A 20,934-nucleotide genomic window follows, 5' to 3' on the forward strand; every position below is an offset into this window, starting at 1 on the left:
GCAACGTCGGCATGGTCGGTCGGGAGGTCAGTCGTGGCGGAGCTTTCAGAGACGATCAGTGTCGACCAGATTGCTGTCGGCTTGCCGAGCCGAATCCATGAAGTCACGGCAGGACCGGTTGCCGGAGCGCCCGACCGGATTGCGCTGGTCGAGGACGGAGCTTCCTGGAGCTATCGAGAACTGGAGCAGCGCGTTGGCGAGATCGCCACCATGCTCTCATCGCTGGGGATCAGGGCCGGCGATCGGATGATCATTGTCAGCGAGAACTGTATTGCGCTCGCCGCCTTGTTGCTAGCGGCGAGCCGCCTCGACGCCTGGGCGATTGTCGCCAACCCGCGTTTGTCGGCGCGCGAACTGGACCAGATCCGCGATCACAGCGGCGCCCGACGGATGTTCTTCACGTCCGGTATTTCGAAGGAGGCCGCTGCTCACGCCTCTCGCTACGGCGCCGAGAGCAGGCGAATTGGCCCGCTGCCGGAAATTGGTGTTGGCCCGTGCAACGAAAGCGCGGTGGTCCAGCCGGTGGAGGCCGATCCAGCAAGGCAAGTCGCGGTCTTGATCTACACGTCAGGGACGACGGGAACTCCCAAGGGCGTGATGCTCTCGCATGACAATCTTCTGATCAGCGCAAAGACCACCGCGTACTTCCGCAGGATGAACGAGAACGACAAGATCTATCTTGTGTTGCCGATCTCGCATATCGTCGGCATCTCGCTCCTTATCATGACGCTGATGGTCGGCGGCACGGTGCGGATGGTCAGCAAATACGATCCGGCCGCGACCGCAAAGGCCATCGCGGAGGAGGGCGTCACCATCCTCAATGGCGTGCCTGCCACCTATCAGCGCCTGCTGGAGTACAAGAGCGTATCAGGCGTGGAGCAACTCCCCCGAGGCTCGTTGCGCTTGATCGCCGTCGCCGGCGCGCCGCTGGACTTGAACCTGAAGGTGCGCGTGGAGAAGGAGTTCGGGCTTCCCTTGCTCAACGGCTACGGAATCACCGAATGCTCGCCGGGAATATCAGGCGTACGTTTCGATAGGCCGCGCTCGGATCAGGCCGTTGGCACGCTGCTGCCCGGTGTGGAGGCGCGGGTGCGAACCCTCGAGGGATTTCCGACGGCAGCAGGTGAAGTCGGCGAGCTGCATGTCCGCGGGCGCAACGTGATGCTGGGCTACTATCGTGCCCCCGAGCTCACCGAGAAGGTGATTGACAGCGAGGGCTGGTTCAATACCGGCGATCTCGCACGTTTCGACGGCGATTGTCTGTACATCGTCGGCCGCACCAAGGAAATGATCATTCGGTCCGGTTTCAACGTCTATCCCGCGGAGGTCGAAGCAGTCCTCAGTTCACACAAGGACGTCGTGCAATCCGCCGTGGTTGGGCGTGCCGCGGACGGCAATGAGGAGATCGTGGCCTTTGTGCAGTTGCTGCCGGGATCCCGCACGACACCAGAGACGCTGATGCATTTTGTCAGGTCTCAGCTTACTTCCTACAAGCGGCCGTCCGAAATTGTCATCCTCGATGCCTTGCCGGCGACATCGACCGGCAAGATACTCAAGCACAAGCTCGCGGAGAGCTTGCGCGAAGGCGGCGCAGCCCCTGCGGTGCAGACGGCCGAATTCCGCAGGCAACATATCTAACTTACCGGGAGGACATCTTGCAGAAGAGAAACGCAACCGTGGCCGTCATCGGCGCCGGAGACTTCATCGGCGGCGAGATCGCCAAGAAATTCGCCGCAGAAGGCTTCACGGTCTTCGCCGGCCGCCGTAACGGCGATAAGCTGGCTCCGCTCGTCAGGGATATCGAGGCTGCCGGCGGAGAGATTCACGCACGCTCGCTCGACGCTCGCAAGGAAGACGAAATCATCTCCTTCCTCAACGATGCGGACAAGCACGCGCCGCTGGAAGTCTGCATCTTCAACATCGGGGCGAACGTCAATTTTCCGATTCTGGAAACGACGGAACGCGTTTTCCGTAAAGTCTGGGAAATGGCCTGCTATTCCGGCTTTCTGGCCGGTCGCGAGGCGGCCCGCCTGATGCTGCCGCGCGGGAGTGGCAACATCTTCTTCACGGGGGCGACTGCCTCGCTTCGCGGCGGCAGCGGTTATGCAGCTTTCGCAAGCGCGAAGTTTGGCCTTCGTGCGGTTGCGCAAGCCATGGCCCGCGAGCTTGGCCCGAAGAATATCCACGTCGCGCATCTCATCATCGATTCCGGCGTGGACACCGAATGGGTTCGGCAACGCCGGCTGGAGGCGCTCGGGCCCACCGCGCTGGATGATCCGGATGCCTTGATGCCTCCGTCCTCCGTCGCAACGTCGTATTGGCAGCTCTACCAGCAGCCGAGAAGCGCATGGACGTTCGAGCTGGAGATCCGTCCCTTCGGCGAGAAGTGGTAGCGGACACTGCCACGATGGAGCTCAAGCTTTCCCCCGAAGATGCAGCGTTTCGTGACGAGGTGCGCAGTTTCATTGCGGAGAACTATCCGCCGGAAATGCGCGTTCCAAATCCGGAGACCGACCTGACCAAGGAGCAATCGCTGCTGTGGCACCGGATCCTTCACAAGAAGGGTTGGATCGCCCCGCTCTGGCCCAAGGAGTACGGCGGCCCGGGCTGGTCGGTCACGCAGCGCTTCATCTTCGAGCAGGAGACCTCGCGCGCCGGCACGCTGCCGCCGCTCGCCTTCAGCGTCACTATGGTCGGGCCGGTGATCTACACGTTCGGCAACGAGGCGCAGAAGAAGAAATTTCTGCCGCGGATCCTGTCCGGCGAGGATTGGTGGTGCCAAGGCTATTCGGAGCCGGGCTCGGGCTCGGATCTCGCAACCGTCAGAACCAAGGCCGTGCGCGACGGCGACCACTACATCGTCAACGGTCACAAGACCTGGACCACGCTTGCGCAGCATGCCGACTGGATCTTCTGCCTCGTGCGCACCGATCCGAGCGCGAAGCCGCAATCCGGTATCTCCTTCCTGCTGATCGACATGAAGTCGCCCGGTGTCACCGTGCGGCCGATCATCACGATCGATGGCAGCCACGAGGTCAACGACGTCTTCCTCGAGAACGTCCGCGTGCCCGCCGAGAACCTCATCGGCGAGGAGAACAAGGGCTGGACCTACGCCAAGTTCCTGCTCGGCAACGAGCGTACCAGCATGGCCGGCATCGGCCGGTCCACCCGCTACATCAACAAGCTGAAGCAGATCGTGAGGGCCGAGATCCCGACTGAGGATCCCGCGCATCTCGAGTTTCTGCGGGACATTGCCCGCATCGAGCTCGACGTGCTGGCGCTGGAAGCGACCGAGCTGCGCGTCGTCGCCCAGATGGCCCGCGGCATAGATCCGGGACCTGCGGCCTCGCTGTTCAAGATCCGCGGCACTGAAATCTTCCAGGCCATCACCGAGCTCACCCATCGCGCGATCGGCAATTATGGCCTCGCCATCCGCGAGCATCCGGTCAGCGCCAACCGCTTCATGCCCGGTCCCGATTACGGCCATACCGCGTCGGAGAAATATCTGAACGCGCGCAAGCTCAGCATTTACGGCGGATCCAACGAGATCCAGCGCAACATCATCGCCAAGGCCGTGCTCGGGCTCTAGCCTGGGCGGATCGGGAGGATCGGATGGATATCCAGTTCACGGAAGAGCAGGAGTTGCTGCGATCCAGCGTCCAGCGCCTGTTGCGCGACGAGTACGACTTCGAGGCGCGGCGCAAGATCGTGGCCAGCGAGGAGGGCTTCAGCCGAAAGCAATGGGACGGCTTCGCCGAGCTCGGCCTTCTCGCTGCACCGTTCTCCGAGGGCGCCGGTGGTCTCGGCGGCGGTCCGCTCTCGACCATGATCGTGATGCATGAGTTCGGCCGCCACCTCGTGGTCGAGCCGTTCGTTGAGACGGTGGTGCTGGCCGGCGGATTGATCGAGCATTTGGGCACGCTGGAGCAGCAGCAAAGCTACATCCCTGACATCATCGACGGGTCGAAAATCTGGACCCTGGCCTGGACGGAGAAGGCATCGCGTTTCGATCTTGCCAATGTCGCGACGAGGGCGCGGCGCGAGGGGAGCGACTACGTCCTGACCGGCGCGAAGACCATGGTGATCGCCGCACCCTGGGCCGACTATCTGATCGTCTCGGCGCGGACCTCCGGCGATGACCGTGACCGCGGCGGGGTCAGCCTGTTCGTGGTCGATCGCCGCGCGACCGGCGTCAACCTCCAGAGCTTCAAGACCATCGACGGCCGCCGGGCCGCCGAGCTCGGCCTGCGCGAGGTCCGCGGGCAATTGCTGGGCGCAGAGGGCGAGGGTGTTGCCGCGCTGGAAGCCTGCCGCGACCGCGCCATCGGCGCGCTCTGCGCGGAAGCCGTCGGCGCCATCGGCGAGCTGAACGCGGCGACGCTGGACTATTCGAAGACGCGCAAGCAGTTCGGCACCACCATCGGTTCCTTCCAGGTGCTGCAGCATCGAATGGTCGATATGTTCATTGCCCATCAGGAAGCGCTCTCCCTGATGCAGCACCTGAGTCTCAGCCTCAGCGCTGACGACGCCGGCCTGTCGCGGCTCGCCTCGGGTGCCAAATCGAAGATCGGCTATGCCGGGAAGTTCGTCGCTGACCAGGCTGTGCAGCTTCACGGCGGCATGGGAATGACCGACGAGCTCAACGTCGGGCACTATTTCAAGCGAATCTCGTCCATTAACATCCAGTTCGGCGATCCCGCGTTCCATGTGCTGCGTTACGCGCAGCTGGACGCGGCCGCGTAAAGAGAAGAGGCCAGCATGACCACTGAAGCAGTCATCGTTTCCACCGCCCGGACGGCCGTCGGCAAAGCCTACCGCGGCGCGCTGAACAATACGGAAGGCCCGACCATGGCCGGGCACGTGATGGCCGAGGCCGTGAAGCGCGCCGGCATCGAGCCGGGCGAAGTCGAAGACGTGGTGATGGGTTGCGCGATGCAGCAAGGCACCATGGTGATGAACGTGGCGCGCAAGGGCGCGATCCGCGCCGGCCTGCCGGTGACAGTCGCCGGCACCACCATCGACCGGCAATGCGCCTCAGGCCTGCAAGCCATCGCGGTGGCCGCCCGTTCGATCATGCTCGACGGCGTCGAGGTCGCGATCGGCGGCGGCATCGAGTCGATCAGCCTGGTGCAGAACGAGCACATGAACAAGTTCCACGCCGTCGACGACGAGCTGATGGCGATGAAGCCCGAAATGTACATGTCGATGCTGGACACCGCCGAGGTCGTCGCCGCGCGCTACAAGATCGGCCGCGACAAGCAGGACGAATACAGCCTCGAGTGCCAACGCCGCGTCGGCGCTGCGTTGCAGGCCGGCCGCTTCAACGACGAGATCGTGCCGTTCACGACCAGGATGGCGCTGTTCAACAAGGACACCAAGGAGGTCAGCTTCGAGCAGGTGACGCTTACCAAAGATGAAGGCCCACGCCCCGAGACGACCGCGGAAGGCCTCGCCAAGATCAAGCCGGTGTTCGAGGGCAAGACCATCAGCGCGGGAAATGCCAGCCAGCTTTCGGACGGCGCCTCGGCCTGCGTCATCATGAGCGACAAGATTGCCGCGAGGAAGGGGCTGAAGCCGCTCGGCATCTTTCGCGGCTTCGTCGCCGCCGGCGTCGAGCCCGACGAGATGGGCGTCGGCCCGGTCGCCGCGATCCCGCGGCTGCTCAAGCGCCATAACCTCAAGATCGACGACATCGATCTCTGGGAGCTCAACGAGGCCTATGCGGTGCAGGTGATCTACTGTCGCGACAAGCTCGGCATCGATCCGGACAAGCTCAACGTCAACGGCGGCTCGATCGCGATCGGTCATCCCTACGGCATGACCGGGTCGCGGCTCACCGGCCATCTCCTGATCGAGGGTCGGCGGCGCAAGGCGAAGTACGGCGTGGTGACCATGTGCATCGGCGGCGGCATGGGCGCGGCCGGCCTGTTCGAAATCATCCACTGAGCGGCAACGCGGGAGATCATTCGTGAAGACAGCAATTACCGAACTGTTCGGCATCGAGCACCCGATCATCCAGGGCGGAATGCACTATGTCGGCTTCGCCGAAATGGCGGCGGCCGTCTCCAGCGCGGGCGGGCTCGGCTTGATCACGGGCCTGACGCAGAGAACGCCGGAGCTGCTGGCCAAGGAGATCGCTCGTTGCCGCGACATGACGGACAAGCCGTTCGGCGTGAACCTGACATTTCTGCCGACCTTCAGCGCGCCGCCCTATCCGGAGTACATCGCGGCCATCAGGGAGGGCGGCGTCAAGATCGTCGAAACCGCCGGGCGCAGCCCCGAACAGTACATGCCGGCCCTGAAGGCGGGCGGCATCAAGGTGATCCACAAATGCACCTCGGTCCGGCACTCACTGAAGGCCGAGCAGATCGGCTGCGATGCCGTCAGCGTCGATGGCTTCGAGTGCGGCGGCCATCCCGGCGAGGATGACATGCCGAACATGATCCTGTTGCCGCGCGCGGCGGAGGAACTGAAGATTCCGTTCGTTGCCTCGGGCGGCATGGCGGATGCGCGCAGCCTGGTTGCCGCCCTGGCGATGGGCGCTGCGGGCATGAACATGGGCACGCGCTTCATCGCCACCAAGGAAGCGCCGGTGCACGAGAACGTCAAGAAGGCGCTGGTCGCGGCGACGGAACTCGACACCAGGCTCGTGATGCGCGCGCTCCGGAATACAGAGCGGGTCCTGAACAACAAGGGCGTCGAGCAACTGCTCGAGATCGAGCGCGAGAAGGGCAAGAGCCTCAAGATCGAGGACATCCATGACCAGGTGGCGGGCGTCTATCCCAAGGTGATGATCGACGGCGACATGGATGCGGGCGCCTGGAGCTGCGGCATGGTCGTCGGGCTCATTCACGACATTCCGACCGTGAAGGAACTGATCGACCGCATCATGGCGGATGCGGAAAAACTCATCCGGCAGCGCCTGACTGGTTTCCTCGACGGCGCCGGGCAGCGGCCGGCTGCGGTTCGGGCGATGGCTTGAACCCTTCGTTCTAACGAGGGTTATGCGCACGCATGGTCATGCGTGCGTCGCTCTTTGCTGGAAGTCGGCCTGGTCCATAAATGCCGCCGAAGCTGTATGATCCTCCGGTCATCGGGTTTCCTCGACTACGCCCATCAAGACCCCGGCCCCCGCGCGTACAGGCCAAGAGCCAGCAGGGAGAACGCGCTCATCACGACGCCCAGCGCAAACATTGCTTCATGTGACACTGTGGCAGCAAGCCATACGCCGATTGCCGCGATCATCATCTGCAAGAAACCGAGCAGCGCTGAGGCCGCGCCCGCTTTCTCGCCGAATGGAGACAACGCGCGCGCCGTGGCCAACGGACTGACAATGCCCATGCCGAGGAGATATACGCTCATCGCGCCCAAAAAGGGCAAGAAAGTCGGGTTGATCAGCGAGATGAGCAGGATCGCAAGGCTGCTGGCGGCCGTCGCGCACAAACCTGCCCGGATCGGACCATCGAGCCCGTAGCGCGGTGCCAATCTTGTAGCAAGCATACCCGCGGCGAAGACGATGAAGACGGTGCCGGCAAAGAAGAGCCCGAGCTGGATCGGCGTGAAGTGCAACGCTTCGATGAATAGGCGCGGCGCAGCGGAAAACATCGAGAACAAGCCGCCCATAGTGAGGCTCGATGCGGCCGCGGGGGTAGCGAAGCGACGGTCTCCGATCAGACCGGCATAGGTCCTGCCGACGACAACTGGATTGAACGGCGTGCGGATCGAATTGTGGGTTTCGCCAAGAACGATGGCGTAGGCAACGGCGCCGACGGCGGCAAAGGCCGCGACCAGCGCGAATTCGGCGCGCCAGCCCAGGCTATGGTCGAGGGCGCCGCCAAGCAGCGGCGAGAACCCGGGAGCTGCGGACATCACGATCATGATGAGCGCCATCGCGCGTGCCAGTGCCGCGCCACTGAACATGTCGCGGGCGATGGCGCGAGACAGCACCGACGTCGCGCAGGCACCTGTTGCCTGCACGACGCGGCCGATGAGGAGATTGGGCAGGTCGGTTGCCAGACCGCACCATACGCTGCCGGCGAAGAACACGGCAAATCCGATCAGGACCGGCCAACGTCTTCCGTAGCGATCCGAAAGCGGTCCGACCAGGAGTTGGCCCAACCCGAACACCGCGAGAAACACGGTGATGGCGGACGTGACCTCCGCAGTCGTGACATTCAACGAGATCGCAATCTGCGGCAGAGACGGCAGCAAGATGTTGGTCGCAAGCGTTCCCATCGCGGCCAGCACGGAAAGGATCGCGATCGGCAGGACGCTGGAGCTAGCAATGTCCCGCGACGCGGTGTTCGTCATATCAGCCATGGATATTCCTCGCCGCGGGGGGATGGGCAGATCAAGTGGCGAGTGACGCGGTTCGCGCCGCTCGCCGAGTCCGTCTCGTCCTTCAGCCGTGATATCAGCGGACGACGCGCTCGATCGCGATGGCGGTAGCTTCGCCGCCGCCGATGCAGAGCGACGCGACGCCGCGCTTGAGGTTTTGCGCTTCGAGCGCGTGCAGAAGCGTCACGATCAGCCGCGCGCCGGTGGCGCCAATGGGATGACCCAGCGCGCAGGCCCCGCCGTTGACGTTCAGCTTTGCTCTGGGGATGCCGAGATCCTTCTGTGCCGCCATCGCGACGACGGCAAATGCCTCATTGATCTCGAACAGATCCACGTCGCCAACGCTCCAGCCGACCTTGTCCAACAGCTTGCGAATAGCGGGGATCGGGGCCGTCGTGAACCATTGTGGCTCCTGACTGTGGGTGGCATGGCCCTTGATCTCGGCGAGCACCGGAAGGCCGTCGCGATCGGCGAGCGAGCGTTTCGCCAAGATGAGCGCTGCTGCGCCGTCAGCATTGGCGGATGAGGCGGCGGGCGTGATGGTGCCGTTGGCGCGGAACGCCGGCTTAAGTCCCGGGATTTTGGCGGGATCGACTTTGAGCGGATGCTCGTCATTGGAGATGATCCGGGGCCCGGCCTTCTCGGTCAACGTGATCGGAGCAATCTCAGCCTTGAAGGCGCCGCCTTCAACCGCCTTGCGGGCGCGGGTCAAGGTCTCGATTGCATAGTCGTCCTGGTCCTTGCGGGTGAATTGATAGGCCTCCGCCGTGGCCTCGCCAAAGTCCCCCATCGAGCGTCCGGTCTCGTAGGCATCTTCCAACCCGTCCATCAGCATGTGGTCGATGATGCGGTCGTGGCCGGCGCGATAGCCGCCACGCGCCTTGGCCAGCAAATAGGGCGCATTGCTCATGCTCTCCATGCCGCCAGACAGAACGATCTCGGCGGAGCCCGCATTGATGATATCGTGAGCCAGCATGGTCGCCTTCATGCCGGAGCCGCAGACCTTGTTGATGGTGGTGGCGCCGGTGGCATCCGGCAATCTGGCGCCGCGCGCGGCCTGGCGTGCCGGCGCCTGGCCCTGTCCGGCCGGCAGCACGTTGCCCATGAACACCTCGTCGATCCGTTCGGGCGCCAGTTTGGCCCGCTCCAGAGCAGATCCGATCACATGGGAACCGAGCTTGTGAGCACTAAGTGGCGAGAGCTCGCCCATGAAGCGGCCGAGCGGCGTACGGGCCGCGGAGAGGATGACGACGGGATCGGAAGCGGCGGCCATGGCGAATTCTCCTGTTGATCGCTGTTGTTATATGACGATAATCATATAACATGGCCGGCGTTGCAATGAAATATTGCCGTCACTTCAAAAGCGCGGTCCAGAAGCGCTGGTGGATGGGATCGGTCGAACAGCCGGTCACCGAGCAGCTTGCACGGAGGGGAGATGCGTTACGTAGGAGACCATAGGCGCCGGACCCACAGCCGGATCGTCGAAAATGCCTCCTACGGCTTGCGTCAGAACGGAGCCGAAGGACTTAGCGTTGTCGCGTTGATGAAGCTCGCGGGTCTGACGCACGGCGGGTTCTATAACCATTTCGAGTCGCGTGCCGCACTCGTCGGCGAGGCAATCGCGTTTGCAATGGACCAAATGGTCGAGCGATGGAAAAAGCTGGCGAACCGGAAGGCCAGCGGTGATCGCTTCGAGACGCTGATCGCCGATTACCTAAGTTCCCGTCACCGCGACAATCCCAGACAAGGTTGTGCGCTTCCAGCCCTGGCCGCTGATGTCGCCCGATCGAGCCCGAGCGAGCAACGGGCGCTTGCTTCCAAGCTGGAGACGATGATCGACATCCTGGCCGAAATGCTTCCCGCCGATAGTCCCCACCACGCACGCCAAATCGCGACGGGCGCCATTGCGACCATGGTTGGATCGATCGTGCTGTCGCGTGCTGTCGGCGCCGGGAAGCTTTCCGACAATATTCTCGACGCCGGACGGATGACTGCCGACGGCCGGACTCACAAGCGGCAGCGCGGAACGGCAAAGGCGATGAGCTGCGATAATGCATAATCTGGGAGGCGCCCATGACGGCCGGCAAGTGGCTCAAGACAGCCTGCAACCTGTGTTACGTAAACTGCGGCATCGAGGTCTGGGTGAATGAGGGGCGCCTCGAGAAGGTACGAGGCGACCGTTCAAACCCGAAGTCGCAAGGCTATCTGTGCAACAAGGCGGCGCGCATTCCCTACTATGCCCATCACAGGGATCGGCTCACGACGCCGCTGCGTCGCCGCGCCGATGGCGGCTTTGACGAAATCGAGTGGGACGTCGCGATCGCAGAAATCGCACAGCGGCTGCGGCACATCGTTGACAGGTATGGTGGCAAGACTATTGCCCTTTATGGCGGCGGCGGGCAGGGCAACCACGCCGGCGGCGCCTACGCCAGTGGCGTGTTGCGTGCGCTGGGCTCGCGCAGCGTCTTCAACGCCCTTTCGCAGGAAAAAACCGGAGACTTCTGGGTCAATGGGCACATGTTCGGCAGCCAAACCTGCCACACCTCAGAGGACGTCCATCATTGCGATCTCTTGCTCGTCATCGGGGCAAATCCCTGGATCGCGCACGGCTTCCCCAATGCGCGCGACCATCTCAATCAGATCCGCAAGGATCCGGCACGCAAGCTGATCGTCATCGACCCCCGTCGAACCGAAACCGCGGAGATGGCGGATCTGCATCTCGCGGTTCGCCCCGGCGCCGATGCGTTCCTCCTTGGCGCGCTGCTGGCAACGCTTGTCCGTTCCGACCGGATCGACCACGCGTTCATCGAGGCGCACACGGTCGGCTTCGCGGAAGTGAGGCAAGCACTGTTGAACATCCCCGTTGAGGAATGGGCGGCCGCCGCCGATATCTCGATCGCGGAGCTGGAGCGCTGCGCCGCGATGATCGCGGCCGCGAAGGCCATGGTGGTTCGGGTTGAACTCGGCATCCAGCAAGGCGTCAACTCGACACTCAACTCCTATCTCGAGAAGCTCTTGATCATGCTTTCCGGCAATTTCGGCCGTGAAGGCACCAACCAATTGCATAGCTGGCTCCAACCGCTCTGGGGAAATTCGCCGAACCAGACATTCGCGCCGACCGGCGACGCGATCATTGGGGGCTTGTTGCCGCCCAACATCTTCCCCGAAGCGGTTCTCAAGGACCATCCAGAGCGGTTGCGCTGCGTCTGGATCGACAGCTCCAATCCCGCCAACACCGCCGCAAATACCGCGGCGGTGGAACGCGCGTTGCAATCGCTCGAGCTATGCGTTGTGGTCGACGTTGCGATGACCGAAACCGCACAGCTCGCGCACTACGTACTCCCGGCCTCCACACAATACGAAAAGACCGAATTTACCCTGTTCAACTTCGAATTTCCGACGAACTATTTTCACGTTCGCGCCGGTGTTCTGCCGCCACTTGCCGGCACCTTGCCGGAGCCCGAGATCTACACGCGGCTTGCCGTCGCCCTGGGACTGCTGCCGGGTGACAATGTGCTCGCGCCGCTACGCGAAATAGCACGGCGCTCGCGACCTGAATTCGCCGCTGCCTTTCGGGCTTTCATCGCGGAGAACCCTGCGGCGGTGCCTGCCCTGGTGCTCTACCATACGCTGGGGCAGACGCTTCCGGACGGTACCGCGGCAGCGGCGCCGATGTGGAGCGCGGCACTTGCTTGCGCGAAGCGATCGCCGCAAGCGGTGCGGCGGGCGATCGGCGCATCCGAGGAGGTGCCGGACCATCAGCTCGGAGATCTCCTGTTCGACACCATCGTGTCCTCCCGGCAAGGAACGGCGGTTACCCGGCACGAGTATGACGAGGTCTGGTCACTGATCGGCCATTCGGATCGCAAGGTTCGGCTGATCGTCCCGCAGATGCTGGAATGGCTGGCGCGTCTCGATCCGCAGGCCGCTGGCGCGCCAAAGGAATTCCCGTTCGTGCTGGCGGCTGGTGGCCGCCGCATGTTCAATGCCAACCAGATCTTTCGCGATCCCGCGTGGCGTCGCGACGACCCGGACGGCGCCCTGTTGATCAGTTCGCGCGATCTGAGCGAGTTGGGCGCGAAGGATGGTGACTGGATCGCGGTGGAATCGGCGGCCGGGCGGCTCGTCGTCCGCTGCAAGGTCGATGACGCCATGCGGAACGGCCAATTGGCGCTGCCGCACGGCTACGGTCAGGGCTACCCGACGTCGGACGGAGAGCGCCTGATCAACGGCCCGCGCATCAATCTGCTCACCGAGAGCGGCAACCGCGATCCCATTGCGGGCACGCCCTACCACAAGAACGTCGCGGTTCGACTGGCCCTGGTGTCCGCACACGAGGCTGCCACTTATCAGTCGCAGTCCGAGCGAATTCACAAGAGGGCGGCCGGACAATAGCCCGAAGGGAGCGTCGAATGACCGAAAAACCGATCGCGATCGTGACCGGGGTGGGCCCGGGCACGGGAGCTGCCATCGTCAAGCGCTTCTCCGCCGGTGGTTTTCGCATCATCGCGCTTGCTCGCTCTGCGGAGCTCATCAATCGCCTTGCGCAAGAGCTTCCCGACGTTCATGCGGTGATCTGCGACGTCTCGGACGAGAGTCAGGTCCGAACTATGGTCGCTGACGTCAAGCGCCGTTTTGGAGCGACCGAAGTTCTCATCCACAATGCGGTCGGTGGGGGGTGGGGTAGCTTTCGCGAGATCGATCCGAAGATGCTGAAGGGCAACTTCGAAGTCAACGTGATGGGCTTGTTGTATCTGGCGCGCGAAGTGGCTCCTGACATGATCGATCGGGGCAAGGGATCGATCCTGGTGACCGGCAACACGTCTTCGATCCGAGGCAAAGCCAATTTCGCCGGCTTCGCGCCGACGAAGGCGGCGCAGCGTATTCTGGCCGAGTCGATCGCACGTGACGTGGGACCTCTCGGCGTCCACGTCTCCTACGTTCTCATCGACGCCGTTATCGATACACCCCGGATGCGCGCGCGGATGAGCGACAAACCGGATGAATTCTTCATCAAGCCTACCGCGATCGCCGACGAATTGTTTCATCTCTACGGTCAGGATCGCTCGGCCTGGTCGTTCCTCACGGAGCTGCGGCCGTTCAACGAAAATTGGTGATGCTCGAACACGGACACGGCGCGCTGGGTCACTTTGCGAAGCTCTCCCCGAGACTTGAAAGGTCAGAATCATGACTGATGGATCCATCTCGGTTGATACGGGGACGGACGAACTGCTGTGCACGATCCGGGATCGCGTCGCGGTGATTACCTTGAACCGGCCCGAAGCCCGAAATTCGTTGTCCGATCATCTTACGCCGGCGTTGCGCCGCATGATCAAACAGAATGGAGATGATCCTGAGGTCGGAGCCCTCCTGATAACGGGTGCAGGCACGGCCTTTTGTTCGGGTGGCGATGTCAAGGGGATGGGCGGCAACGCTGCCGCGCCGGCCGTGTCGGTCAGCGACAAGATTGAGCGATTGCGGGAACGTCAGCGAACCCTGACCGGCGTACTTGTTTCGGTGCGGAAGCCCACCATCGCGGCCTTGCCGGGACCGGCGGCTGGCGCCGGGCTTGCGATCGCGCTCGCCTGCGACCTGCGTATTGCAGCCGAATCCGCCATCATGACGACGGGCTACGCCAGGATTGCGCTCACCGGCGATTACGGCATTTCGTGGCTGTTGACCCGGCTGGCCGGGACGGCGCGTGCCCGCGAACTGATGTTCTTGTCCGAACGTATCGATGCACGCCGCTGCGAAGCACTGGGCCTTATCAATCGCGTGGTGCCTGATTCCAGACTGCAAAGCGAAGCATTCGAAATGGCGAGAGCATTGGCGAATGGCCCGGCGAGCGCCTATGCCTCCATGAAGGATAATCTCGACCTTGCGCTGTCGGCCGACTTCCTGACGTCACTAGACCAAGAGGCCGAGAGGATGGTCGTTGCAGCGGGCACTGCGCAGCACGCCGAAGCGGTCCGGGCATTTATTGAGAAGCGTCTGCCGACTTACAGGTGAAACTCTTTCAGGTCACTACTTCGAAGGCCTAGCTGGCCGCACGCGCATCCGCGCAAGCTGGAACTGCCAAGCAAATGCTCATTCGACTGCGACGATACGAATGGGACGCGTTCCGATCGGAGCGCCAGTGGCGCGGTCGATGGTGAGGGGATCGATCTCCGATCCGTTTTCGGCATCGAAGAACCGGGTGACCTTGCCTCCGCTGCGATGCTTGCGTCCCCACGCGCCGATCGCAAAGAGCACCGCCAGGGAGCAGGGGATGAATATCTTGATGAAACTGGTGCTGCACTTGCTGAGCCATGGTGTGCGGAAGAAAGCCAGAAAACTCGGTGTGCGCTTCTCATTTCTGTTCATGCGCGCGCAAGGACAGCAGCTCCGCGAAATCACGTCCCTGATCGAAGCCGGCGTGATCCGTCCGGTCGTGGACAAGGTTTTTCCGTTCGAAAAACCGGCGATGCGCTCGCCTATGTCGAGATCGGGCGTGCAAAGGGCAAGGTCGTAGTTGCAGTGAGGCCATAGGTCCCGCGATGACGCTGCGGTGCCATGACTTGGGCTGATAACCAACGAAGACACCGAGGATAGATCGACATAGGTCGGGCCCACCGAGGCCGGCCATCAAACGCACCGGAGGAAGCAACATGACTCAATCCAGCCGCGACACCCAGACTTCCACACAGGACGTTGCACTCATCGTCGGCGGTGGTCCGGGCATCAGCTCGAGTTGCGCCAGGCTGTTTGCGGAGAACGGCATGCGTGTCGCCGTCGCAGCCAGAAATCCGGAAAAAGCCGTCCTTGAGACTCTCGAAAAGATGCACGGCGTGCGTCGCTACGCCTGCGATGCAAGCGAACCGGCGGCCGTGGCGCAGCTGTTCGAAGACGTCGTTCACGAGATCGGAGCGCCAAGGCTTGTCGTGCATAACATCGACGGACGCGTTCCCGGCATTTTCCGCAAGACGGTGGTCGAGGCCGACCCGGTCATGGCGTTCGAGACGCTTCGCAACGCGGCGTTCTCTGCGTTTCTGGTGGGTCAACAGGCCGCTCGGCTCATGCTTGGAAACGAGCCTGATGCCAATGGGGCGCGAGGAACGATCATCTTCACGAACGCCAGCGCGGCACTCAAGGGCTTTCCATCGAGTGGTGCATTTGCGATGGCGTGCCATGCCAAGTCCGGGCTCGCGCAGAGCATGGCGAGAGAATTGATGCCGCGGGGAATCCACGTGGCGAATGTACCGATCGACGCCGCGATCGGCTGGGCTCAGGAGGACGGCACCCGGGCGCACCGGCTGGCGGGAACGACTGTCGACGACAACATGGCCGACCCCGCTCATATCGCCGAGACCTATCTGCAACTGCACCGCCAACATCGCTCGACCTGGGCCTTTGAAGTTGTGCTGCGGCCGTGGGTCGAGAAATGGTAATCGCGCTCAGTCGATCTCTCCGAACAATTGCACGGGAGTAGCTAATTCTAAATTGGAATGCGAGTTTGGCGCAAGGAATATCTGAATTTCGCCCTCATTCTCCTTCGCTTGCCTTGACAGTTCTATTTTAGAACGGTTTACTCCTCTGGCCGATAAGAATGAAGGACGGACCTCCAGGTTGAAGGGGGCCGCGCACGTCGCCGAAAACAAGGCGCGAGGGGAGGATGGCATGAGGAGCGTGGACGAGCTCACCGCAGCCGAATTGCTGGACGGCCTGCCGTCCAGGGTGCACGAGGTTTACGCGCCGTTCGTGCGGGACCTTCCGGATCATCCGGCTTTCGTGGAAGGCGGGCGTTCCTGGAGCTACCGGCAGTTCGCGGATGCTGTCGACGCTGCGGCAAAGGATCTCGCCGGATTGGGCATCAGGCCCGGTGATCGCGTGATGATTGCCAGCGAGAACAGCGTGGCCCTCGGCGTGATGCTCTTCGCAGCGAGCAAGCTCGATGCCTGGGGTATTCCGGTCAATCCCCGCCTTTCGCCCAGAGAAATCGATCTGATCGGGACGCACAGTGGCGCCAGACGCGTGCTGTTCAACTCGGCCCTGTCGAAGGAAGCGGCCGATCATGCCACCCGCGTCGGTGCGAAAGTCGGCGCCGTCGGGCCATTTGGTGGAATCGCTGTCGGTCCTCTCAATGCGGATGCGGAAGCGGAGCCCGTCGAGAAGGATGGCGCCCGACAGGTCGCAGGCCTCTTATACACCTCAGGCACGACCGGTGCCCCGAAGGGCGTCATGTTGAGTCACCGCAATCTCCTCTTCACCGCAAGGACGTCGGGAATCCTTCGCCGAAGCAATCCAGGCGACCGCATCTACGGTGTGCTGCCGATGTCGCACATCGTCGGGTATGCGATCCTGCTGATTTCGACGCTGATGCACGGCGGCACGTTGCATGTCGTAGCCAAGGCCGATCCCGCCGCGCTGGCTCATGCTATCGCGGAGGAAGGGATTACGAGCCTGTTCGGCGTGCCTGCCACATATCAGCGTCTGCTTGAACACAAGGCGGTCAAGGGTATCCAACAGCTCGAACGGGGCAGCCTGCGGATCATGGCCGTCGCCGGCGCTCCGCTCGACCTCGATCTCAAGAGGCGGATCGAGGACGAGTTTGGAATCCCGCTGCTGAACAATTACGGCATAACGGAATGCTCCCCGGGACTCACGGGGGTCCGTTCGGAACAGCCTGTCCCGGACGAGTCCGTCGGCCCGTTTCTTCCCGGCATCGAGCACCGGATCGTGGACGGGCAGGGAAAGCAGGTGGCGACCGGAGAAGTGGGCGAATTACACGTCCGGGGTCCGAACATCATGCTCGGCTACTATCGTGCGCCCGACCTGACGGCGGCGGCGATCGATGAGCAGGGATGGTTCAACACGGGAGATCTCGCGCGGGTGAACGGCAAGGGGCATCTCTATATCGCCGGCCGCACCAAGGAGCTGATCATCCGCTCCGGCTTCAACGTTTATCCCGCCGAGGTGGAGGCGGTCCTGAACGCGCACGACCAGGTCGTTCAGTCGGCCGTCGTCGGACGAAAGGTCGAGGGCAACGAGGAGGTCGTCGCGTTCGTTCAGCTTCTCCCCGGTGCGAGCATCGGCGCGGAAGACCTCAAGGCGTACACGGCCCAATTGCTCACGTCCTACAAGCGTCCGACCGAATTGATCGTGCTCGACGCTCTGCCCTCGGCCTCCACCGGCAAGATCCTGAAACACAAGCTGCGGGAGATGGCGAACGAACAGGCCGCCCCGAAGGCGTCGCGTGCGGCAGCCGCTGGCTGACGGGCGTCAGGAGTGATTTGAACGGCAATATGCCGGTTTGAGAAAGAACGTTAGCGACGGACTTGTCGCCAAAGGGAGATGACAATGTTGAGAAGCGCCATGATTGTAGCCGCGCTCGCGGCATCCATAGCCGGCGCGCATGCGCAGACGCCGGGCGTCACTGAATCCGAGATAAAGATAGGAGCGACGTTCCCTTTCAGCGGCCCCGCTTCGCCGCTCAGTAATACCGGTAAGGGCATGATCGCCTACGTCAATTCAATCAACGATCGCGGCGGCATCAACGGGCGGAAGATAAACCTCGTCACTTACGATGACGCCTACAGTCCTCCCAAGACGGTGGAGCAGACCAGGAAACTCGTGGAAAGTGACGAGGTGGCGTTCCTGTTCGGCCCGCTGGGTACGCCCGGCATCAGCGCCACCATCAAGTACGTCAACGCGAAGAAAGTGCCGCATCTGTTCGTCGTGAGCGGAGTCACCAAATTCACGAACTTCGCTGAATTCCCCATGACCACAACGGGATTGCCGAGCTACGACACCGAGGGACGAATCTACGCGAAATACATCACCCAGACCCGTCCGGACGCGAAGATTGCCATCCTGTATCAGAACGACGATCTGGGTAAGGACTTCGTCAATGCATTCAAGGGCTACCTGAAGGCGGATTTCGACAAGAAAGTCGTCGCGTCGTCCTACGAAGTGACCGAGCCGACCATTGATTCCCACGTCGTTTCGCTGAAATCGTCCGGCGCGTCTGCGTTTTTGGTGGCCGGCACGCCTAAATTCGCAGCGCAGGCCATCAAGAAAGCCGATGAGATCGGTTGGAAGCCGCTGTTCCTGATTAACTTCGTTTCGAGCTCCGTGTCGTCGACCATCATCCCGGCGGGACCGGAGAAGGCCGTGGGCATCGTCGCCGCGACCATCACCAAGGATCCGAACGACAAGAAGTGGGCGGACGATTCGGGCATCAAGTGGTACCGCGACTTCTTTGCCAAATACCTGCCGGGCGCCGATATCGGAGACAACAATTATCTGTTCGGGACCCAGCAGGGACAGATCCTGGAGCAGGTGCTCAAGCAGTGCGGCAACGATCTCTCGCGCGAGAACATCGTCAAGCAATCGCGGAGCATAAGCGGGCTGTCGCTTCCCACTGTCATACCCGGTGTCGTCATCAACACGGGCCCGGAAAGCAGCATGGCCTACACGCAGCTGCAGCTGCAGCGCTGGAATGGGACCACGTGGGAGCAATTTGGCGATGTACTCAGCGCCGATCGAAAGTGAATATGCACCTTCGGAACATGCGGCGCGGATGATTTGAGCCCGCAAACACGACCCCCAGATCATGGAGCACGGATGTCCAGCGACGTTCTTTTCCGGCCCTTCAAGCTGAAAGGGCTCAGCTTGCCGAACCGGGTCGTGATGGCGCCGATGACGCGCTCATTCTCTCCCGGTGGAATTCCGACCGAAGACGTCGCGCGGTATTACCGTCGGCGTGCCGAAGGAGCGGTCGGATTCATCATATCGGAGGGTACGGGCGTGGATCGTCCGGCATCCCTGAACGATCCGAATGTTCCCCGTTTTCACGGAGAAAAGGAGCTGGCGGGGTGGCGGCGTGTGGTTGACGAGGTGCATGCGGCGGGTGGCCTGATGGCACCGCAGCTATGGCACGTCGGAGCCGTTCGCACCCGCGCCAAGGATTGGTCTCCTCCGGGCGCCTACGACAGTCCGTCCGGTCTGTCGCGACCGGAGAAGAAATTCGGCGAGCCGATGAGCGAAGCGGACATCGCAGACGCCATCCGCGCTTTCGCCGACGCGGCGCTTGCTGCGAAGCGCCTGGGGTTCGACGCGGTCGAATTGCACGGCGCGCACGGCTATCTGATCGATCAATTCTTCTGGGAAGGCACCAATCGCCGGGAGGACGCTTATGGTGGCAAGGACCTGCCGGATCGGGCCCGGTTTGCCGCTGATATCGTCCACGCTGTGCGCAACTCGGTCGGCCCGGACTTCCCGATATTGCTCCGCATCAGCCAGTGGAAGCAGCAGGACTACGAAGTGAAGCTGGCCGAGACGCCTCGCGCGTTGGAAGCCTGGCTCAAACCGCTGGTCGATGCGGGGGTCGACATTCTGCATTGCTCGCAACGGCGCTTCTGGGAGCCGGAGTTCGAGGGCTCCGATTTGAACTTCGCCGGATGGGCCAAGAAGGTGACGGGGGTGCCGACGATCTCGGTCGGGTCGGTCGGCCTGACCGGCGAATTCATCGCCGCATATGGCGGGGAGAGCTCCCGTCCGGCGTCCCTCGACGAACTGATCCGCCGCCTCGATCGCGAGGAGTTCGATCTGGTCGCGGTGGGGCGGGCGCTGCTTCAGGATCCGCAATGGCTCCTGAAGATACGCGACGGCCGGACGGAGGAATTGATGGCCTTCGAACGGACTGCGTTCGCTGCGCTGAGCTAAAGCTGAGCGATGAGGGGTTGCAAGGCCAGGTGCGTCGCCACTGAATACGCAGTCGCCTGGACGCAATTTGGAGACGAACAATGAGCGACACCAAGACCCAGGTCGGCCAGATCCGCACTGAGGTGCATGGGCATGTGTTCAAGATCATCATCGACAACGTGGCGAAGAAAAACTCCTTCAGTCCGCAGATGATGGCGCAGCTGTCGGATGCGATGACGCTTCTCGATCGCACCGACGACTATTGGGTCGGGGTACTCTGCGCCGAGGGTCCGGATTTCACGGCCGGGCTGGACATGCCGAAATTCTTCGGACCCAAGGCCGAGAATACCGAGATCAAGCCCGGCAACATCGATGCGTTCGCGTTGAAGAGCCGGTGTCGCAAGCCGATTGTGACGGCAGTGCAGGGGATCTGCTTCACGATTGGCATCGAAATGATGCTGGCTGGCGACATCGTCGTGGCGGCCGACGACGCACGGTTCTGTCAGATGGAATCCAAGCGCGGGATCGCGCCTCTTGGTGGTGCCCATTTCCGCTATTTGACGCGGGCGGGCTGGGGAGACGCGATGTATCACCTGTTCCTGTGCGATGAGTTCGGCGCAGCCCGGGCTCACAAGATCGGCTTCGTTCAGGAAGTCGTTGCACCCGGGCAGCAAATTGCGCGCGCGATGGAGATTGCGAATCTGATCGCCAGGAATGCGCCGATCGGCATTCAGGTGACGAAGGAGGCCGCGTTGAAATACATCGAGGCCGGCGAGAGAGCCGCGATCGATTACATTCCCAAGATCAAGGATCGCGTCTTCGGCAGCGAAGACATGAAAGAAGGCATCCAGTCTTTCGTGGAACGTCGCTCGGCCGTGTTCCGCGGGAAATAGGGTTCGGGCGGACACAGTCGAC

At 62.5% G+C, this 20,934-nt stretch carries 17 protein-coding genes and 2 pseudogenes; 16 read left to right on the plus strand and 3 right to left on the minus strand.

The genetic code is table 11. The annotated features are described in order from the left end of the window. Positions 1 to 33 precede the first annotated feature (33 nt). Genes AC24YW_RS16250 through AC24YW_RS16275 form a run of 6 tightly spaced genes read left to right on the plus strand, consistent with a single transcriptional unit; the run spans position 34 to position 6,982 of the window. On the plus strand, positions 34 to 1,638 hold the full coding sequence (locus tag AC24YW_RS16250) for a class I adenylate-forming enzyme family protein (protein ID WP_487483688.1): 1,605 nt from the start codon (positions 34 to 36) through the stop codon (positions 1,636 to 1,638). Positions 1,639 to 1,655: 17 nt separating this feature from the next. Next, a complete protein-coding gene (locus AC24YW_RS16255; protein WP_487483689.1) occupies positions 1,656 to 2,393 on the plus strand; it encodes an SDR family oxidoreductase in 738 nt (245 codons plus the stop codon). A 14-nt stretch (positions 2,394 to 2,407) separates the two neighbouring features. Next, entirely contained in the window at positions 2,408 to 3,589 is a 1,182-nt protein-coding gene (locus tag AC24YW_RS16260; protein WP_487483690.1) for an acyl-CoA dehydrogenase family protein, read from the plus strand. 23 nt (positions 3,590 to 3,612) lie between these two features. Beyond that, positions 3,613 to 4,743 (plus strand): acyl-CoA dehydrogenase family protein, encoded by a 1,131-nt coding sequence (locus AC24YW_RS16265; protein WP_487483691.1) that lies wholly within the window; start codon positions 3,613 to 3,615, stop codon positions 4,741 to 4,743. A gap of 15 nt (positions 4,744 to 4,758) precedes the next feature. Then, entirely contained in the window at positions 4,759 to 5,946 is a 1,188-nt protein-coding gene (locus AC24YW_RS16270; RefSeq protein WP_487483692.1) for an acetyl-CoA C-acyltransferase, read from the plus strand. 22 nt (positions 5,947 to 5,968) lie between these two features. Next, a complete protein-coding gene (locus AC24YW_RS16275) occupies positions 5,969 to 6,982 on the plus strand; it encodes an NAD(P)H-dependent flavin oxidoreductase (protein ID WP_487483693.1) in 1,014 nt (337 codons plus the stop codon). Between the two features lie 134 nt (positions 6,983 to 7,116). On the opposite strand, the gene AC24YW_RS16280 is transcribed toward AC24YW_RS16275, so the two are convergent. Then, entirely contained in the window at positions 7,117 to 8,319 is a 1,203-nt protein-coding gene (locus AC24YW_RS16280) for a multidrug effflux MFS transporter (protein ID WP_487483694.1), read from the minus strand. Positions 8,320 to 8,413: 94 nt separating this feature from the next. After that, positions 8,414 to 9,610 (minus strand): acetyl-CoA C-acyltransferase, encoded by a 1,197-nt coding sequence (locus tag AC24YW_RS16285; protein WP_487483695.1) that lies wholly within the window; start codon positions 9,608 to 9,610, stop codon positions 8,414 to 8,416. Between the two features lie 162 nt (positions 9,611 to 9,772). On the opposite strand from AC24YW_RS16285, the gene AC24YW_RS16290 reads away from it, so the two are divergent. The 4 genes from AC24YW_RS16290 (at position 9,773) to AC24YW_RS16305 (ending at position 14,346) form a co-directional block, all read left to right on the plus strand. Further along, the gene (locus tag AC24YW_RS16290) at positions 9,773 to 10,396 is read left to right on the plus strand and encodes a TetR/AcrR family transcriptional regulator (RefSeq protein WP_487483696.1); all 624 of its coding nucleotides are present in this window, start codon (positions 9,773 to 9,775) and stop codon (positions 10,394 to 10,396) included. Positions 10,397 to 10,410: 14 nt separating this feature from the next. Further along, positions 10,411 to 12,732, plus strand: coding sequence for a molybdopterin-dependent oxidoreductase (locus tag AC24YW_RS16295; protein ID WP_487483697.1), 2,322 nt, complete (start codon positions 10,411 to 10,413; stop codon positions 12,730 to 12,732). A 17-nt stretch (positions 12,733 to 12,749) separates the two neighbouring features. Beyond that, the gene (locus AC24YW_RS16300) at positions 12,750 to 13,454 is read left to right on the plus strand and encodes an SDR family NAD(P)-dependent oxidoreductase (RefSeq protein ID WP_487483698.1); all 705 of its coding nucleotides are present in this window, start codon (positions 12,750 to 12,752) and stop codon (positions 13,452 to 13,454) included. Between the two features lie 70 nt (positions 13,455 to 13,524). Further along, entirely contained in the window at positions 13,525 to 14,346 is an 822-nt protein-coding gene (locus AC24YW_RS16305) for an enoyl-CoA hydratase-related protein (protein ID WP_487483699.1), read from the plus strand. A 78-nt stretch (positions 14,347 to 14,424) separates the two neighbouring features. Here AC24YW_RS16305 and AC24YW_RS16310 read toward each other — a convergent pair. After that, a pseudogene (locus AC24YW_RS16310) lies at positions 14,425 to 14,595 on the minus strand (winged helix-turn-helix transcriptional regulator); the annotation flags it as partial. 13 nt (positions 14,596 to 14,608) lie between these two features. Here AC24YW_RS16310 and AC24YW_RS16315 point away from each other — a divergent pair. The 6 genes and pseudogenes from AC24YW_RS16315 to AC24YW_RS16340 all read left to right on the plus strand — a co-directional run. Beyond that, positions 14,609 to 14,865, plus strand: a pseudogene (locus AC24YW_RS16315) (zinc-binding dehydrogenase); the annotation flags it as partial. 119 nt (positions 14,866 to 14,984) lie between these two features. Next, positions 14,985 to 15,764, plus strand: coding sequence for an SDR family oxidoreductase (locus AC24YW_RS16320; protein WP_487483700.1), 780 nt, complete (start codon positions 14,985 to 14,987; stop codon positions 15,762 to 15,764). A gap of 229 nt (positions 15,765 to 15,993) precedes the next feature. After that, the gene (locus AC24YW_RS16325; RefSeq protein ID WP_487483701.1) at positions 15,994 to 17,589 is read left to right on the plus strand and encodes a class I adenylate-forming enzyme family protein; all 1,596 of its coding nucleotides are present in this window, start codon (positions 15,994 to 15,996) and stop codon (positions 17,587 to 17,589) included. An 84-nt stretch (positions 17,590 to 17,673) separates the two neighbouring features. Then, complete coding sequence (locus AC24YW_RS16330; RefSeq protein WP_487483702.1) at positions 17,674 to 18,867, plus strand: ABC transporter substrate-binding protein; 1,194 nt, start codon at positions 17,674 to 17,676, stop codon at positions 18,865 to 18,867. A gap of 72 nt (positions 18,868 to 18,939) precedes the next feature. Further along, positions 18,940 to 20,040, plus strand: coding sequence for an NADH:flavin oxidoreductase (locus tag AC24YW_RS16335; RefSeq protein ID WP_487483703.1), 1,101 nt, complete (start codon positions 18,940 to 18,942; stop codon positions 20,038 to 20,040). Positions 20,041 to 20,120: 80 nt separating this feature from the next. Further along, positions 20,121 to 20,912, plus strand: coding sequence for a crotonase/enoyl-CoA hydratase family protein (locus tag AC24YW_RS16340; protein ID WP_487483704.1), 792 nt, complete (start codon positions 20,121 to 20,123; stop codon positions 20,910 to 20,912). Positions 20,913 to 20,934: the final 22 nt, after the last annotated feature.

The sequence above is a fragment of the Bradyrhizobium sp. USDA3516 genome (assembly GCF_057651995.1).

Excerpts from the sequence above, each read along its gene's own strand:
- AC24YW_RS16325 (WP_487483701.1), top strand. The coding sequence starts at position 15,994 with ATGAGGAGCGTGGACGAGCTCACCGCAGCCGAATTGCTGGACGGCCTG.
- AC24YW_RS16260 (WP_487483690.1), top strand. The coding sequence starts at position 2,408 with ATGGAGCTCAAGCTTTCCCCCGAAGATGCAGCGTTTCGTGACGAGGTG.
- AC24YW_RS16300 (WP_487483698.1), top strand. The coding sequence starts at position 12,750 with ATGACCGAAAAACCGATCGCGATCGTGACCGGGGTGGGCCCGGGCACG.
- AC24YW_RS16265 (WP_487483691.1), top strand. The coding sequence starts at position 3,613 with ATGGATATCCAGTTCACGGAAGAGCAGGAGTTGCTGCGATCCAGCGTC.
- AC24YW_RS16280 (WP_487483694.1), bottom strand. The coding sequence starts at position 8,319 with ATGGCTGATATGACGAACACCGCGTCGCGGGACATTGCTAGCTCCAGC.
- AC24YW_RS16320 (WP_487483700.1), top strand. The coding sequence starts at position 14,985 with ATGACTCAATCCAGCCGCGACACCCAGACTTCCACACAGGACGTTGCA.
- AC24YW_RS16295 (WP_487483697.1), top strand. The coding sequence starts at position 10,411 with ATGACGGCCGGCAAGTGGCTCAAGACAGCCTGCAACCTGTGTTACGTA.
- AC24YW_RS16270 (WP_487483692.1), top strand. The coding sequence starts at position 4,759 with ATGACCACTGAAGCAGTCATCGTTTCCACCGCCCGGACGGCCGTCGGC.
- AC24YW_RS16340 (WP_487483704.1), top strand. The coding sequence starts at position 20,121 with ATGAGCGACACCAAGACCCAGGTCGGCCAGATCCGCACTGAGGTGCAT.
- AC24YW_RS16285 (WP_487483695.1), bottom strand. The coding sequence starts at position 9,610 with ATGGCCGCCGCTTCCGATCCCGTCGTCATCCTCTCCGCGGCCCGTACG.
- AC24YW_RS16290 (WP_487483696.1), top strand. The coding sequence starts at position 9,773 with ATGCGTTACGTAGGAGACCATAGGCGCCGGACCCACAGCCGGATCGTC.
- AC24YW_RS16330 (WP_487483702.1), top strand. The coding sequence starts at position 17,674 with ATGTTGAGAAGCGCCATGATTGTAGCCGCGCTCGCGGCATCCATAGCC.
- AC24YW_RS16335 (WP_487483703.1), top strand. The coding sequence starts at position 18,940 with ATGTCCAGCGACGTTCTTTTCCGGCCCTTCAAGCTGAAAGGGCTCAGC.
- AC24YW_RS16305 (WP_487483699.1), top strand. The coding sequence starts at position 13,525 with ATGACTGATGGATCCATCTCGGTTGATACGGGGACGGACGAACTGCTG.